The 14,592-nt window shown below is 42.8% G+C and carries 15 protein-coding genes; 12 read left to right on the top strand and 3 right to left on the bottom strand.

Going from position 1 to position 14,592, the window contains the following annotated elements; genetic code table 11:
- Positions 1 to 254 precede the first annotated feature (254 nt).
- The 4 genes from F0145_RS04955 (at position 255) to F0145_RS04940 (ending at position 4,766) form a co-directional block, all read left to right on the top strand.
- Positions 255 to 1,403, top strand: coding sequence for a glycoside hydrolase family 43 protein (locus F0145_RS04955; protein WP_150087189.1), 1,149 nt, complete (start codon positions 255 to 257; stop codon positions 1,401 to 1,403).
- Positions 1,404 to 1,671: 268 nt separating this feature from the next.
- Positions 1,672 to 3,045, top strand: a complete 1,374-nt coding sequence (locus F0145_RS04950; RefSeq protein ID WP_150087188.1) for a Gfo/Idh/MocA family oxidoreductase — start codon at positions 1,672 to 1,674, stop codon at positions 3,043 to 3,045.
- A 129-nt stretch (positions 3,046 to 3,174) separates the two neighbouring features.
- Complete coding sequence (locus F0145_RS04945; protein ID WP_150087187.1) at positions 3,175 to 3,681, top strand: hypothetical protein; 507 nt, start codon at positions 3,175 to 3,177, stop codon at positions 3,679 to 3,681.
- Positions 3,682 to 4,034: 353 nt separating this feature from the next.
- Positions 4,035 to 4,766 (top strand): hypothetical protein, encoded by a 732-nt coding sequence (locus F0145_RS04940; RefSeq protein WP_150087186.1) that lies wholly within the window; start codon positions 4,035 to 4,037, stop codon positions 4,764 to 4,766.
- 89 nt (positions 4,767 to 4,855) lie between these two features.
- Here F0145_RS04940 and F0145_RS04935 read toward each other — a convergent pair whose 3' ends face one another.
- A complete protein-coding gene (locus F0145_RS04935; RefSeq protein ID WP_150087185.1) occupies positions 4,856 to 5,398 on the bottom strand; it encodes a DinB family protein in 543 nt (180 codons plus the stop codon).
- Positions 5,399 to 5,427: 29 nt separating this feature from the next.
- Positions 5,428 to 6,852, bottom strand: a complete 1,425-nt coding sequence (locus F0145_RS04930) for an MATE family efflux transporter (RefSeq protein WP_150087184.1) — start codon at positions 6,850 to 6,852, stop codon at positions 5,428 to 5,430.
- Between the two features lie 271 nt (positions 6,853 to 7,123).
- Here F0145_RS04930 and F0145_RS04925 point away from each other — a divergent pair, with 271 nt between their 5' ends.
- The 8 genes from F0145_RS04925 to F0145_RS26095 all read left to right on the top strand — a co-directional run bounded on the left by F0145_RS04925 (position 7,124) and on the right by F0145_RS26095 (position 13,780).
- Entirely contained in the window at positions 7,124 to 8,131 is a 1,008-nt protein-coding gene (locus F0145_RS04925; RefSeq protein WP_150087183.1) for a sugar phosphate isomerase/epimerase family protein, read from the top strand.
- Positions 8,132 to 8,253: 122 nt separating this feature from the next.
- Positions 8,254 to 9,942, top strand: a complete 1,689-nt coding sequence (locus tag F0145_RS04920; RefSeq protein ID WP_150087182.1) for a glycosyl hydrolase family 28-related protein — start codon at positions 8,254 to 8,256, stop codon at positions 9,940 to 9,942.
- Positions 9,943 to 10,181: 239 nt separating this feature from the next.
- A complete protein-coding gene (locus F0145_RS04915) occupies positions 10,182 to 10,661 on the top strand; it encodes a hypothetical protein (protein WP_150087181.1) in 480 nt (159 codons plus the stop codon).
- Positions 10,662 to 11,030: 369 nt separating this feature from the next.
- Positions 11,031 to 11,465: a hypothetical protein gene (locus F0145_RS04910; protein WP_150087180.1), complete on the top strand. Its 435-nt coding sequence runs from the start codon at positions 11,031 to 11,033 to the stop codon at positions 11,463 to 11,465.
- Between the two features lie 7 nt (positions 11,466 to 11,472).
- Positions 11,473 to 12,555 (top strand): toxic anion resistance protein, encoded by a 1,083-nt coding sequence (locus F0145_RS04905; protein ID WP_150087179.1) that lies wholly within the window; start codon positions 11,473 to 11,475, stop codon positions 12,553 to 12,555.
- 2 nt (positions 12,556 to 12,557) lie between these two features.
- On the top strand, positions 12,558 to 12,737 hold the full coding sequence (locus F0145_RS04900; protein WP_150087178.1) for a hypothetical protein: 180 nt from the start codon (positions 12,558 to 12,560) through the stop codon (positions 12,735 to 12,737).
- The gene (locus F0145_RS04895; protein WP_150087177.1) at positions 12,734 to 13,534 is read left to right on the top strand and encodes a hypothetical protein; all 801 of its coding nucleotides are present in this window, start codon (positions 12,734 to 12,736) and stop codon (positions 13,532 to 13,534) included. The genes F0145_RS04900 and F0145_RS04895 overlap by 4 nt, the downstream gene beginning before the upstream one ends.
- Positions 13,535 to 13,603: 69 nt before the next feature.
- Positions 13,604 to 13,780, top strand: coding sequence for a hypothetical protein (locus F0145_RS26095; RefSeq protein WP_190277473.1), 177 nt, complete (start codon positions 13,604 to 13,606; stop codon positions 13,778 to 13,780).
- Positions 13,781 to 13,994: 214 nt separating this feature from the next.
- On the opposite strand, the gene F0145_RS04890 is transcribed toward F0145_RS26095, so the two are convergent.
- Positions 13,995 to 14,579 carry a hypothetical protein gene (locus F0145_RS04890; RefSeq protein ID WP_150087176.1) on the bottom strand — a complete coding sequence of 195 codons (585 nt, stop codon included), beginning with the start codon at positions 14,577 to 14,579 and terminating at the stop codon, positions 13,995 to 13,997.
- Positions 14,580 to 14,592 lie beyond the last annotated feature (13 nt).

Here is a 14,592-nt window from a genome sequence, read left to right as displayed (position 1 = left end):
AAAATAATATTTTCAACAACTAAATAAAGCAGAAAACAGGGTACAAAAGCCGAGGCAAGCCCTGTTTTCTGATTTTAGTTAAAGAGAAATTAATCTCGCAGCTATATTTTTATAATTACCGCTTGCAGTTGACCTTCCGAAACAAGGGACAAGCTACCCGGAATAATTGGCGCTAATTTTTGATTTTGCATTTTGTAATTAAGCCGCTCGGGTGCCCTCTATTTAGCTATCTTGATTTAATATAAATTAAACTGATGCAGTATAAATTAAACATTATTATTTTCGCGCTTTTATTTTCGATTACAAGCGTGGATTTATTTGGACAGGTAAAAGCTCCTGCACCCGCAGGCGTTAAGGTTGGCGTATACAAAAATCCGTTGGCCGTTTCGTTAGGCGATCCTTATGTATTATACGATGCTCCCAGCAAGCTTTACTATATGTACGGCACCGGCGGCGGAGCCAAAGATGGTTTTGCAACTTATTCTTCGCCGGATTTAGTAAACTGGAAAAACGAAGGGCAGGTATATTTTGGTAATAAACCAGATACCTGGGGCATTCACTCTTTTTGGGCACCAGAAGTGTACCGGGTTAAAAACAAATATTACATGTTTTACAGCGCCCAATGGCGCGATAATCCTACCAAAGAACTTGAAAATTTCCGGATTGGCGTGGCCGTAGCCGATAAACCAACCGGCCCTTTCCGCGACATGGGCAACAAACCTATTTTCGACCCGGGCTACCCGATAATAGATGCCAATGTTTATTTCGATAAAAACGGCAAAACGTATTTATATTATTCCAGGTGTTGCTACAAGCACCCGGTACAAAGCGAAGTAGCCGATTGGGCTAAGAAAATAGGCTTGTATAACGAGATTGAAGAAAGCTGGGTGTACGGCATAGAACTAAAACCAGACTTTAGCGGCACCATTGGCGAATCGGTATTGCTGCTGCGCCCACCCGTTAAAATGAACGATGCCCAGGCCGAATGGGAAAGCCGTTCTGTAACTTCCAAAGAAGTAAACCGCCGCTGGACCGAAGGCTCTTACACCTTTAAACACGGCGACACTTATTACATGATGTATTCGGCTAACCACTTTGGCGGCGAAAATTATGCGGTTGGTTATGCTACTGCCAAAAGCCCTTTAGGCCCATATAAAAAGGCTGCCAATAATCCGGTTCTGGAGAAAAATACCCAAAAAGGCGGCAATGTAACCGGTACCGGCCACAACAGCATTGCGTTTTCGCCGGATGGCAAGCAAATGTTTTGCGTGTACCACGGCCGCACAACCAAAACCGGTAAAGACCGGGTAGTTTTCATCGATAAAATGGAAATTCAGAAAGACGGAAAGTTAGTTGTACTGGGCCCCAGCACCAATCCCAAGCCATTGCCTTTAGGAAAATAAAATTTAAAATTGAATGACTTCCGCCCTGGCCGGTTTTATTACCGGCGAGCAAAACGGCTTAGTCATTATTACCTTTGATAATCAAACAAAGCACTCTCTAAAATACATTACCTAATCTTTTGCCTATAATATTTTAGCAAAGAATATTCGATAAAAATTTAGCCAGCAGATTTTATCTCCGGCAAAAAAGCTTTAGAATAATCCGGATATTTCCTTTATTAGCCAAATATTACCACTGCCCTATTATTTATTCTGTTAATCTGCCACTATGCCCTATTTTAATATTAACCGACGCAATTTTATTAAAGGGGCAACGGCCTCGCTAGCCTTAACCGCTATTGGTGCCCAGGCAGTAGATTTAAGCAGTTTAGCCCCAAAACCCTACCGGGTAGGTTTAATAGGTACGGGCTGGTACGGCAAAAGCGATTTGTTCCGGCTGATACAAGTAGCCCCCGTAGAGGTAGTGGCCCTTTGCGATCCGGATCAGAACCAACTGGAAGAGGCCGCTAAATTGGTAAGTCAGCGGTTAAAAACCCGCAAAGCGCCGCGCCTGTACAGCGATTACCGGAAACTGCTTTCTGAGAACAAACTGGATATTGTATTAATTGGTACCCCCGACCATTGGCATGCCTTGCAAACTATTGCCGCCTTGAAAGCCGGGGCGCACGTTTACGTACAAAAACCCATTAGCGTAGATGTAATTGAAGGCGAAGCTATGGTAGCAGCTGCCCGCAAATATAACCGGGTAGTACAGGTAGGTACCCAACGCAAAAGCACCCCGCATTTAATTCATGCGAAAAAAAATGTAGTAGATGCCGGCTTGCTCGGGAAAATATCGCATGTAGAAATGTGCTGTTATTACCACATGCGCAACAACGGCAATCCGCCAACGCAGCCGGTACCCGCGTTTTTTGATTATGATATGTGGACAGGACCGGCTCCGCTACGACCTTACGATGGGCTACCGCATATTAGGTGGTGGCGTACTTTTATGGAATACGGCAACGGCATTATGGGCGATATGTGCATCCACATGCTCGACACGGTGCGGTGGATGTTAGGATTGGGCTGGCCCAAACGCATTAGTTCTACCGGTGGCATTTACGTACAGAAAGAAGGCAAATCCAATATTGCCGATACCCAAACGGCGCTGTTTGAGTACGACGGACTGAATTGTGTCTGGCAGCACCGGAGTTGGGGCGCCCCGGCTAATCCGGAATATCCGTGGGCGTTTACGTTGTACGGCGACAAAGGCACCTTAATTGCCAGCACCATGCAATACGATTTTATTCCGCAGGATAAAGACGGCCAGAAAATTCACCAGGATGTGGTGTACGAAAAAGAAAAATATCCCGAAGATTTAACCGAAGAACGCATTGAACTGAATGCCGCACCGGCTACGCGCCTGCACATGCTCGATTTCCTGGCGGCCATAAAAAACAAAACCAAACCCGTAGCCGACATAGAAGAAGGGCATATTTCTACGGCTAGTTGTATTTTGGCCAACTTATCAATGCAAGTGGGAAGGCCATTGGTGTATGACCCGGTTAAACGTGAAATTGTCGGCGATTCCGAAGCTACAGCCCTGCTCACCCGCCCTTACCGGCAGCCGTGGGTGCATCCAGATCCGAAAATGGTCTAGTTTTTTTATTTAGGAAAATAAATATAAGAGTTCTAACTACATATTTCTTCCCAGGCTTCACCTTTGTCCATTTTACACCTAGTACTAATTTTTTCATAATATCCTTTAATATTTAAATTAATTATTACTATGGCTTTATTTTTATTTCTAATAGCAGCTATTGTTTCTTTTTATTGGATTTTCAAAGTTACAGAAAGAAATGATAACCGTAAAAAGTCAAAGCATGATGATTTCAGGAAGAGGACATTAAAAGTTGAATATGATTATTATATGAGGCTATCTGATATTGCTAAAAAATATCGTATTTTGGATAAAGATTATCGAAAATATTCAGATATTCAACTTAGAGAAATGCATTCATCTTTACCTGATACAGAATTTTTTACATCTTCTCATAATTTATACCATGAATATTTTTCTCTTCATTGTAAAATTATTATTCTATTAAGAGAAGAAAATTTAACTTTAGAAAATGGCCTTTATTATTCAGATATTGAATTAACATATGACTATAAGATTAAATATAAAAAGGTTGTATCTGAATTATTTAAAATAATAAATGAGAAGAGAATAGAATATGATCTTTATGGATTTGAAGTTAGCCCTGTAATTGATTCTCTTCCTAAAAGTTATTAGAATACTTTAACTAAATAGTTTATCATGAGCCCATCTGACGCTCTTTAAGTGAAACGCAACGCGTGACACGCATCTGCGCGTATCATTCTAAAAAAGAATATTATGTATTTGTCAGGTGATTCTCAAATGACACGACAAAACACGAATTTAGTTTATGGTAGATTATTGACAGTCAATAACTTTTTACCTAATAAATTTATCATAACAACGTGTAATATTTGGAATACACTTTCGGCTAAATTCAATTGCAATCCCACATCAGATTAAAGGTTTAACATGTAATAGTGGACGTACAAATAGTCAGAATAGTTAAAGATAAAAATTCTAAAGGTGAAAATTTAAAATAAATATTCATGTCAAATATGTTTAAAGATTTATACTATTTTGAATGGGCAGAACTCTTTGATTTCGAGGAAGAAACTGAAATTGGTATTGAAGCATTTAAAGCCATTTGCTCTAACCAAGAAAATTTCGTTTTATTAGCACAAAAAGAATTTGAAAAAAGTTGGAAGGATGATGCATGTTTAAATTCAATGGATCCAGAAAATTATAACGGATATTATAGAAATGTTTTTAAAAGAGAAGAGATAGTTTTAAAGGAGATTCAAAGAAGGCAAAGATACGCAAATATCATTTCTATATTCTCTTTTTTTGAAGGCCGCTTACAATCTATCTGCAACCGAATTGAATCTAAGTTAAATTTTATAATAAAAGTTGATGATTTAGGAGACAAAGCCGATTTGATGAGATATTGGAAATATCTGACAAAGGTTTTACAAATTGAAAAACAAAATGTAGAACAATACTTCACACCTCTAAATCAACGGAAAGAAGTAAGAAATATTATTGTTCATCAAGAAGGTTTAGTTAATAGCAAGCAAAGAAATCGAGTTAATTTTCATGGTCTAAGAGTAGAACCCTTTAAAGAAGATTATCTTCAATATCCAATAGGATATGAGCCTAAAGAGCGGATTGAAATTGACTATATTTATATAGAGTGCTTATTAGAGAATGTTAGTAAATTTTTTAAAAAGGCACTAATAGCAATTGATATTAGATGCAATCAAATTAGATGTTCCAAATAAGATTTTATATCTAATCTCTCAAAGGATGCCTTCTCAAAACTTATAATAATAAAATCTAAATATTTCCTGTTTTTATAAGTTTGGCAATTCTACTTCAACCTAAAAGACTGTGGTTCCAAACCCAACGCCAAAGCAATATGCCCCTGGTGGTGGGCAATATGCCAGGTAGCCATATAAAAAAATTGTTTCAGGCTTAAATAGATTTTCCGGACCGGGTGGTAAAAACTTTTGGAAAGTGTACTCTCGTATAGGGTTTTCACCAGGAAAACAAAACGGGGCGTAATAGCCGACAGCATCGCCAAAGAATCCTGGATGGGAGCCTGGGCCGCGTCGGGGGTGCGGGCCCAGTCATCCATCAGTATAGTCGTGTATACAAAGTTTTCCTCAGTCAGCGCTTTCTTCAGGCGCAGGAAATTAAGCAAGTGGATATCGGCTACGTGGTGTACTAATTGCCGAATGGTCCAGCTACCCGGCCGGTACGTTTTCTCGCAATCTGCTTCCGATAAGTTAATTAAAGGCTGCGCAAACTTTGTTGGCGCCTGCTCCATAAAATTTATCAGAAAATTAATTTCCGCCATAGTGTAATCGGGTTGCGGCTGAAAACGACCGATTGGGTAAAGTAAATGTTCCATCGTATTAGTTAACAAGTAAGGATAAAATATTAAACTTTAACTTTTTTCCAGTTTCCGCGCCGGAACAAAACAATGCCCGCCAGGGAAATGGATGTTTCGGCTACCGGTATCGATATAAAAACCCCCATCGGCCCCATGTCCAGCCCTTTTGAAAGCACATAAGCCAACGGAATTTGAAAAAGCCAGAAGCCACATAAATTTACCCAGGTGGGTGTCCAGGTATCGCCGGCCCCGTTAAAAGCGTTAATTAGTACCATACCAATGCCGTAGAAAATATACCCCACGCTCATAATCTGGATAGCCTGCACAGCCACTGCCTGAATTTGTTGGTCGTTCGTGAAAAATGAAACAAATATTTCGGCGCCGGCAAAGCTAATAATGGTAATTAATACCATAAACACCACATTATATTTGGCCGTGGTTAAAACCGCTTGTTCGGCGCGTTGCACCTGATTTGCTCCCAGATTTTGCCCCACCAACGTAGAAGCCGCATTACTTAAGCCCCAGGCCGGCAGCATAAAAAACATGAGCAATCGCAAAGCGGTTTGGTAACCCGCCGAGCCATGATCGCCGCCAGTAGTGGCCACCAGTTGCGCCAGAAAAATCCAGCTACAAGAGGCAATTACAAACTGCAATACGGCCGGTGCGGCTATCTGGCTCAATGCTTTTATCTGCAGCCAATCCGGAATAAACTGCGAAGCTTTAATTTTTAAGGTATTTTGCCCGTTGGCAAGATGATAAACCTGGTAAGCCACGCCCAATCCGCGCCCGATGGTGGTGGCAATAGCAGCGCCGGTCAACCCAAAAGCCGGAATGGGACCTAACCCGTTTATAAAAATCGGGCACAATATTATGTTTATGCCGTTGGCTACCCACAAGCTTTTCATGGCAATAGCAGCGTTACCGGCGCCCCGGAAAATACCGTTTATTAAAAACAGCAACATAATAAATATACTGCTGCCCATCATTATTTGCATAAACGGCGTACCAGCTTCGGCTGCCCCCACCGATGCCCCCATTAGTATTAATATTTCGGTAGCAAAAATTAAACCCGCCAGACTTAAAACGGCGTTGATGGCACTAGCAATTAAAATGGCCTGCATACCCGCTTTGGCCGCCGCTACCGGGTCTTTTTCGCCGACCCGGCGGGCTACTACGGCGGTAGCCGCCATACTAATACCAATGGCCAAAGAATATATTACCGTTAAAACCGATTCGGTGAGGCCTACCGCTTGGATGGCGTAGCTGCTGTTGTGCAGGTGCCCCACAAAATATAGATCTACCAAAGCAAATACCGATTCCAGAATCATTTCGAGCATCATGGGAATGGCCAGTAATATTACCGAGCGCCGGATGCTGCCAACGGTATAATCTATTTCGCCGCCTTGCAGCGATTGCTTGATGATAGAAAAAAAAGAAGATAGGTTCTCCTGCGTTGTTCCAGTTTGCGACATGATAAAGAAAATAAGATTACAAGAAAATTCTGGCAGGTTGTGGTAACGCTGCCATTTTATTAGCCGGAAGAAAGGGTGCCCTTAGCTAAATGAACAGGGCTGCTAATACAATCATAGTCTTAGAAGCTGGAACACAAATATATATCCTTTATCTATACGTAAGCAAAGTTTATTTAATAAATAATATTCTTTTACCTAGCCGGTTTCAGAATCAAAATGTTTCTGTAAATTATGCTCCGTCTTATCCACCACAAATAATAGTTGATAGTACATGAAAAACGAAATTATTTCCCGGCGGCAGTTCCTGGGTTCTTCTGCGCTGGCAATAGGCGGGTTAGCCTTGGCGGCCAGCCCTGCTTTTGGCGTTCCGGCCTACATTAAAAACCTGGGCAAACCCAATTCCTTGTTCAATGGTGTGCAAATTGGTGCCATTAGTTATTCCTGGCGCAGTATGCCCAGCAGTGCCGAACAAGTGCTGCAATATTGTATAGATTGTAATATTAGTGCTCTGGAATTAATGGGCCCGGCCGCCGAAGCTTTTGCCGGCGCACCGGAAGCGCCGGCTCGTCCGGGCGGTGGCGCTGGTGGCCAGCGCCCGCAGTTAACCCCCGAACAAAGAGCCGAGCAAGAAGAATATATAAAAAAAATGGCAGCCTGGCGGGCCAGCGTACCCATGGCTAAGTTTGAACAACTCCGGAAAATGTATAAAGATGCCGGCGTTAGCATTTACGCTTACAAACCAAGCGCTTTAGGCGCCAACAACACCGATGCCGAAGTAGATTACGCTTGCCGGGCGGCCAAAGCTTTAGGCGCCACGCACGCCACCGTAGAACTACCCAACAGCCCTGACCAAACCAAGCGGCTGAGCGATATTGCCGCCCGCAACAAAGTGTATATTGGTTACCACGGCCATACCCAGCAAACCTTCGATTGGTGGGATACAGCTTTGAGCCAATCTAAATACAACGCCATTAATTTTGACATGGGCCACTACGTGGCTGCCGGCTTTGATCCAATTCCGTTTATTCAGGCCAAGCACAGCAATATATTAAGCATGCACACCAAAGACCGGAAATCAAAAGCCAACGGCGGGGCAAACGTTCCGTGGGGCGAAGGTGATACACCCATAGCGGCAGCGCTGCAACTCATGAAAAAGAATAAATACAAATTCCCCGCTACCATCGAGTTGGAGTACCCCGTTCCGGAAGGTTCGGATGCAGTAAAAGAAACTGCTAAATGCGTAGAGTTTGCCCGGAAAGCCCTGGAAGCGAAAGGCTAAAATCCGGCAAAAAAATAAATATTTAAAACTAGCTAATAAAATATTGCTTGAGGCTTTTACAACAGGAAAGCGGTGTAGAAAAAATCCTGCACTGCTTTCCTGTTTTAGCGAATATCCAACTAATGAAAAAAAGCATACTCTTAATTTTATTCCTAACCACACTCCTACACCTAACCAAAGCGCAAACCTGGCGCAGCGAATTATACCCGGCCAATTGGCAGGAACCAACCAAAGCTAATTTTTACTCCGATAAATTAATCCAAGATTTTTCGTACGCCGGCTACCACCGGGGCGAGCAGGAAATACCCGTAAAAACCCAAAACTTAGTAGATGTAACCAAAGCGCCTTACAACGCCGATAATACCGGCAAAATAGATGTTACTAATATTCTGCAAAAAGCCCTGGATGATATTGGCGCAAAACCCGGCGGCGGCATTGTGTACCTGCCCAAAGGCACTTACCAGGTAAGCCCACAAGGCCAAAATAATTATTGTTTGCTTATCCGGCATTCGAATGTGGTATTAAGAGGTTTCGGCTCCGGCCATACGTTTATTTATAATGCTTCTACTGCCATGCGGGGCAAAGCCATTATTAAAATTGATAACGGCAATTCCTGGGCCACCGACGGCACCAACAAGCAAGCCATTACCAGCAATTTAATGAGCCCGACCAGAATTATTCCGGTGCAAAATACCGCTGGGTTTAAGGTAGGCGATTTGGTAATCATCCGGAATTATATTAACAATGATTGGGTTGCCGAACACAACATGCTTGAATATTGGCAGGACAAAGGCAATAATTTAACCGGGCAACTGTATTGCCGCGAAATAATGGCCATAAACCCTAAAACAAAAGAAATTACCGTAGATATTCCCATCCGATACGCCCTGAAAACCGCCCATGGTGCTGCCGTATACAAAGCACCCGCCATGCTGACCGAAGTAGGCATAGAAGATGTAGCCCTGGGCAACCGCCAAAATTTTACCGTAGGCGACTGGAGTGAAGAATCTTACAACAAACCCGCCAACGGTTCTTACCAAAGCCACGATTCCTGGGCCATTGCTATGGCGCAGGTTTACAACGGCTGGATTCAGCGGGTAGCTTCTTATACGCCGCCGGGCAATACTTCCGGCGCTCATTTATTATCTAACGGCATTAAAGTGTGGCAAACCAAAAACGTGAGTATTCTAAACTGCCATTATAAAAACCCGCAGTTTGGTGGTGGTGGCGGTAACGGCTACATGTACCGGGTAATGGGCAACGAAACCTTATTACAGGATTGCATTGCCGAGAATAACCGCCACGGATTTGTAATGTCGCACATGACGGCTTCGGGTAATGTATTTTACCGCTGCCTCGATAAAAATACCGGCCGCCAGACCGGACTTACCGGCCAGGAGAAAACCAGCGGCAGCGGCTCCGACCACCACATGCACTTCAGCCATTCTAATTTATTTGACCAGTGCCACGTAGAGAACAGCTTTTTTGCGGCGGGCTGGCGCAAATGGGGCGGTGCAACCATCCACGGGCTCACGGCCGCCCACAGCCTTTATTGGAATTTAACCAGCATTGGCAGCCAGGCACAGGCGGTACAAACACAACAAGGCCGCTACGGCTACGTTATTGGCACATCGGGTAATAAACCGGAAGTTAGTACGGCGGTGTGGCAACCCGGCACCGAAAAAGTTACCGACCCCGTGGATCATGTGGAGGGCCTTGGTAACGGTAGTTCGTTAATGCCGCAATCGCTTTACCAGGACCAGAAAAGCAAACGTTTAGCTAAGGTTAAAAACAGCAATCAGCAAAAATAAACCTTAACCGGTGCTGCTCTTAACTATTTATTTAAGGCATTAAGCCGTATAAATAAGTCATTTAAGCACTTAAACTTTACTTGGGCAATTTGTAACCTTAATTTAGCACCAGTTACAGAAACTAACCAATATGAGTTAACCACCAGCCTAATCGTTATTAAGCGTTCATATAAAAAGGTTGGGTGGTTAAAATATTAGAATTTTAAATATTAGTTAATTTGCCTTTAATGCTAACAATTATGAATAAGATTACCAGATTAACTTGGGCTTTAATATTTTTGGTACTGCTGCAAGGCGTTATTGCCTGTGAAGAAGATAAACCCGAGCCGGCAGTAGAGGAAGCAGGTAAAATTACGGCCATTATGTTTGATTTTCTGGCCGAAGGCAAAGGCAAACAAGATGTATCGGTGCAGTTCCGGGATAATAACGGCATTAACGGCAAGCAATCTTCTACGCCGCTGCGGCTTCAGGCCAATACTATTTATACCGGAAAAATAACTTTACTGGACGAAAGCGAAACGCCAAATAAGGAAGTAACATCGGCCTATACGATTACTTACCTGGAAAGCGGGACAGACATAATTATTACCAAAAACGGCCAGCAATTACGCGTAGAAACCAAAGCCGCTACCACTAATACGGATGGAGTATTACGCATTGAAATGAAACAAAATAACAACGTGCAAAAAATTTCTTTCCCGGTATTAATTAGTCAGTAAATTTTAGCTGTAGCTGGCGTGAGCGGCAATTTCAAAAAAGCTGAGGTCTTATTTAAGACTAATAAATAATCGTAACCGCCTGTCTTTATAAGCCATGTGCCTTATTCTTTAACAATAAAGAATAAGGCACATGGCTTTTTTGTGTGCTTCAACCGGAATATTTTACCTGCATTAAACCTACGGTATTAGTTTAACCTGTTAAAAACGGCCGTTCACCGGTTTATTTAATAAATATTATAGAAAAATAAATTTTAGCGGCGTAAATTAACCTGGAAACTATATAATGAGGAGCATCCTTAACAATGCCTGGCCGCTCCTGGTCGTTACACGTATAAACTAATCGAGTTGTTAATTTAAACGAATATACCAATGGCAATATTTTTAACATTTATACTAGCAGCCGCCCTGGGCTATATCTACGGGCACTATATCCGGCCGAAACAATTATTGCGCAGCGCCATACAAGAAGTAAGGCAGAAATGTGTAGCTGTGCTGGAAGGCGGCCACAAAGGCCTTTACCGCACCATTATTACCGATAATAACCAATCGTCGGAGTTGGTAGTGGAAGTAAAAGAGCTGGCGGTTACCAAAACCGGACAGGTAAAGGTGCAATATTTAAGCGCGTATTATAAAAATCCGGAATTCCGGACCAAAAAAGGCGATGCCCTGTTAAAAGAAGTTCAGGATTTACTAGGCGATTATTTGCCGCAAGACGCAATAGAATGGTACGAAAACAACCATCGCCAGGAAAATATTAAACAATACCTGAACGACCTTACCATTACCCACTACAACTTACTCTGATAACACTATGAAAAACACCGATATAACTCCCCTCGAAAATAAAGAACTGGTAAAGCAAAAAGCGCAGGTAATTGCCAAAACCATAGACCCCACCAAGCCCGAAACCCTGACCAACTTTGGCGTAGAAACGCAACGTAAGTTAGGCTATTATTCTAACGAACTGCTAACCCGCGTAAAAGTAAAAGATTCGGGCGATGCCGGGGCCGCCATAAACGAATTGCTGACCCAGATAAACATGATAAAAGTGGACGAAGCGGAAAACCCAACCTTCGCTTCCCGCATTCCTTTTATTAAAAAGTTTGTCGATAAATCTAAGAAAATAGCCAGCCAGTATAAATCGGTGGCGGAAAACGTAGATGAAGTAGTAATTAAGCTGGAAAAAACCCGGCAGAGTTTGTTAAAAGATACTACTGGCCTGGAAGTAATGTTTAACCAGGCCGTAGAATATATTCAGGAGGTACGCGCCGTAATGGCTGCCGGCAAGCTAAAGATAGAGGAAATTGATCAGCAGCTAATTCCGCGTTTGCAAGCCGAGGTAGAAACAAGTGACCAGGACGAAATTGCGGTGCAACGGCTCAGCGACATGATTGCGTTTAAAGACCGGCTGGAGAAAAAGGTGCATGATTTTACCTTATCCCACACCATTGCCACGCAGGCCATGCCGCAAATTCGCATGATTCAGACGACCAACGAAGTATTGGCCCAAAAAATCCAAAGCTCCGTAGATACCGTTATTCCGGTTTGGCGCCAGCAGGTAGCCATTGCGTTAGGCCTGGAAAAACAGCGCAAAGCCCTCGAAATTCAGAAAAAAATAACCGATACTACCAACCAGATGTTGCTGAAAAACGCTGAATTGCTAAAAGCCAACGTAGTTACGGCAGCCAAAGAAAACGAGCGCGGCATAGTAGATGTAGAAACCCTGAAAAAAGTAAACCGCGATATGATTGAAACCCTGGAAGCCGTTATTAAAGTATCGGAAGAAGGCAGCAAAATGCGGGCCGCGGCCGTAACCGAACTGGCAACGGTGCAAGAAGAACTGAACCGCAAAATTATTGGCACCCTGGGCCAACCCAAAACCATTGAAGCATAAGCATGACCCCACGTGAACAAAATAAAGAATATTCTCCAGTACGCATCCTGACTCCCGAGCAGGATGCGCTGCTGGATTTATATATAAAAAAACTGGATGATTATTTTGAAGAATTAAAAGCAGCAGAAAATATTCAGGTTGAAATAGAAACGCTGCACCTTAAACGAATTTTAACCAAATGATACAATGGGTGCGATCGGTTTTGGGCTTCGAAGAGGTATCTGGTAAAAGAACGGTGTTAGGCAACCCGGTACCGCTGGATTTAAAGGACGCCCAGCATGTGCATAATTCCGATAAACGGCTTAAGCTTTTGCAAACGTTGTGCAACCAGTACAAAGGCACACCGCACGAGCTTAAAATAAACCAGGTTTACGAAAAAACAAAAAATATTCATACTTACCTCGTAGATCAAAAAAAAGCTACTGCGCTGGAAATATTTCACCTGCAAAATACCGACCATTTTATAAATACATTCGCCTTAATAAGAGCCACCCACGGTAAAAACAAAGTTCCTAAAACCGCTACTATTGCCGCAGACGAAGATAATACCGGAAACGTAGTTATAGGCCGGGCCGGCCAGAGCAGCAGTTATACGCGTGCCTATAAAGCACCGCGCACAAATATTAACGCTACCCACATACCGGCCGCCGGCTTAGCCATACCGGCTATTGCCATTGACACGTTTTCGCGTATAAATTATGTGCGGTTTGATGCCAGCGGCGATCAGAGTTCCTACGAAATTGGTTTTACTTCCTCTTACCAGGATAAAGAATATTTTCTGGCCACCATTGCTACCCGCATCGGGCTCTATAAACCCGATATTACTTACGTGGGCAATACCCAGGTACTGTTACCAGATACTAGCGGGAGCAGCCAGGCCGGCTACGTACCCGTAATTAACTGGCGGGGCAGCATGTACGCCGTAAGTTTATCCGATTATCGGCTTTTTCCGGTAAGAATAAACCGTAACAACACTTAAAACTATTTGCTTATGACTACTAAAATTGATATAATGCAATCGGGGTGAGTGCGCAAGTAATAATTATTTATGAATATCTACAGTTATGATTGGTGGGAAGTTCTTATCTTTTTAATTCTGTTAGAATTAGCAGGCGTTTTAATGGCCTATGTATTAATGAATATTTGGTCCGGCAAGTATTCTAAAGGCGGCAGCGGCCGCCGCAAAAAAAATATTTTTACGCACGGCCGCAAACGCCACGATTAATTCCCAGTCCAGCTGTTCGCTTTATTGGCCCTTTGCTCCTTTAACGCTGCATTCAACCACCAGCCGTGTACCCTAATATTAAAGCTTGCTCGTTCTTAAATTCACCTATTCCTACAAATTTCCCGAAAGCATTTTTTAAAGCACCTAAATATTATACCACGCTTACCATTATAGTTATATTTTCACCTCCTAAGTAATTCCGGCTTTTTACAAATCAGTTTTTTTGAAAAACAAATACCGGCGATTCTAAATTTTGATCGTCCTCGGCATATTCGTAAAAAAGCTTATCGCCATTAAATTCTTTTAGTTGGTAATAGCCGGTACGTGGTTCTAACTCCTCGGCGGCGGCTGGCCGGGTTTTATCTTCTTTGGGGCAAGTGCCCGATTTGCCGTTTTTTACGGTTCTGAAACTACCTGTTTCGGGGTAAAAGGTAAATTTCTGGTTGCTTTCGAATTTAATTCTGCCCTGTTGATGCGTATAGATTTCGGTTACACAGTTAGAGCCATTGCGCAAGCCTAAATATTGCTGAAACTCCATCCAGTCCTGACCATCTTTTACAAAAAATTTGTATTGCCGGCCGGCTTCTATTTCCTTGCCTACTTCGTTGCCATCCGGGTCGTAATAAGACAACGGGCCAGCACTGCCCCAGAACCAAACCCCACTTTTTAAATCGGCCGGAATGGTGCCGCTCCACTTTTCTTTTGCCGGTTCCCCCTGTGGTGTTACCGAATTTTCGTCGCAACTAATAAAGGCCACTAAAGCCAGCAAGCTATAACATAGAATAATTACTTTTTTCATAGTGTTAGATAAT

The sequence above is a fragment of the Adhaeribacter rhizoryzae genome (assembly GCF_008629685.1).
Lineage (GTDB): Bacteria > Bacteroidota > Bacteroidia > Cytophagales > Hymenobacteraceae > Adhaeribacter > Adhaeribacter rhizoryzae.
Note: the sequence above shows the minus strand (reverse complement) of the source record. Positions and strands in the feature narration are given on the sequence as shown.

Coding starts and splice junctions, on each gene's coding strand:
- F0145_RS04930 (WP_150087184.1), bottom strand. CDS start 6,852: ATGTCGCAAACTGGAACAACGCAGGAGAACCTATCTTCTTTTTTTTCT.
- F0145_RS04955 (WP_150087189.1), top strand. CDS start 255: ATGCAGTATAAATTAAACATTATTATTTTCGCGCTTTTATTTTCGATT.
- F0145_RS26095 (WP_190277473.1), top strand. CDS start 13,604: ATGAATATCTACAGTTATGATTGGTGGGAAGTTCTTATCTTTTTAATT.
- F0145_RS04935 (WP_150087185.1), bottom strand. CDS start 5,398: ATGGAACATTTACTTTACCCAATCGGTCGTTTTCAGCCGCAACCCGAT.
- F0145_RS04920 (WP_150087182.1), top strand. CDS start 8,254: ATGAAAAAAAGCATACTCTTAATTTTATTCCTAACCACACTCCTACAC.
- F0145_RS04890 (WP_150087176.1), bottom strand. CDS start 14,579: ATGAAAAAAGTAATTATTCTATGTTATAGCTTGCTGGCTTTAGTGGCC.
- F0145_RS04925 (WP_150087183.1), top strand. CDS start 7,124: ATGAAAAACGAAATTATTTCCCGGCGGCAGTTCCTGGGTTCTTCTGCG.
- F0145_RS04945 (WP_150087187.1), top strand. CDS start 3,175: ATGGCTTTATTTTTATTTCTAATAGCAGCTATTGTTTCTTTTTATTGG.
- F0145_RS04915 (WP_150087181.1), top strand. CDS start 10,182: ATGAATAAGATTACCAGATTAACTTGGGCTTTAATATTTTTGGTACTG.
- F0145_RS04900 (WP_150087178.1), top strand. CDS start 12,558: ATGACCCCACGTGAACAAAATAAAGAATATTCTCCAGTACGCATCCTG.
- F0145_RS04910 (WP_150087180.1), top strand. CDS start 11,031: ATGGCAATATTTTTAACATTTATACTAGCAGCCGCCCTGGGCTATATC.
- F0145_RS04940 (WP_150087186.1), top strand. CDS start 4,035: ATGTCAAATATGTTTAAAGATTTATACTATTTTGAATGGGCAGAACTC.
- F0145_RS04905 (WP_150087179.1), top strand. CDS start 11,473: ATGAAAAACACCGATATAACTCCCCTCGAAAATAAAGAACTGGTAAAG.
- F0145_RS04895 (WP_150087177.1), top strand. CDS start 12,734: ATGATACAATGGGTGCGATCGGTTTTGGGCTTCGAAGAGGTATCTGGT.
- F0145_RS04950 (WP_150087188.1), top strand. CDS start 1,672: ATGCCCTATTTTAATATTAACCGACGCAATTTTATTAAAGGGGCAACG.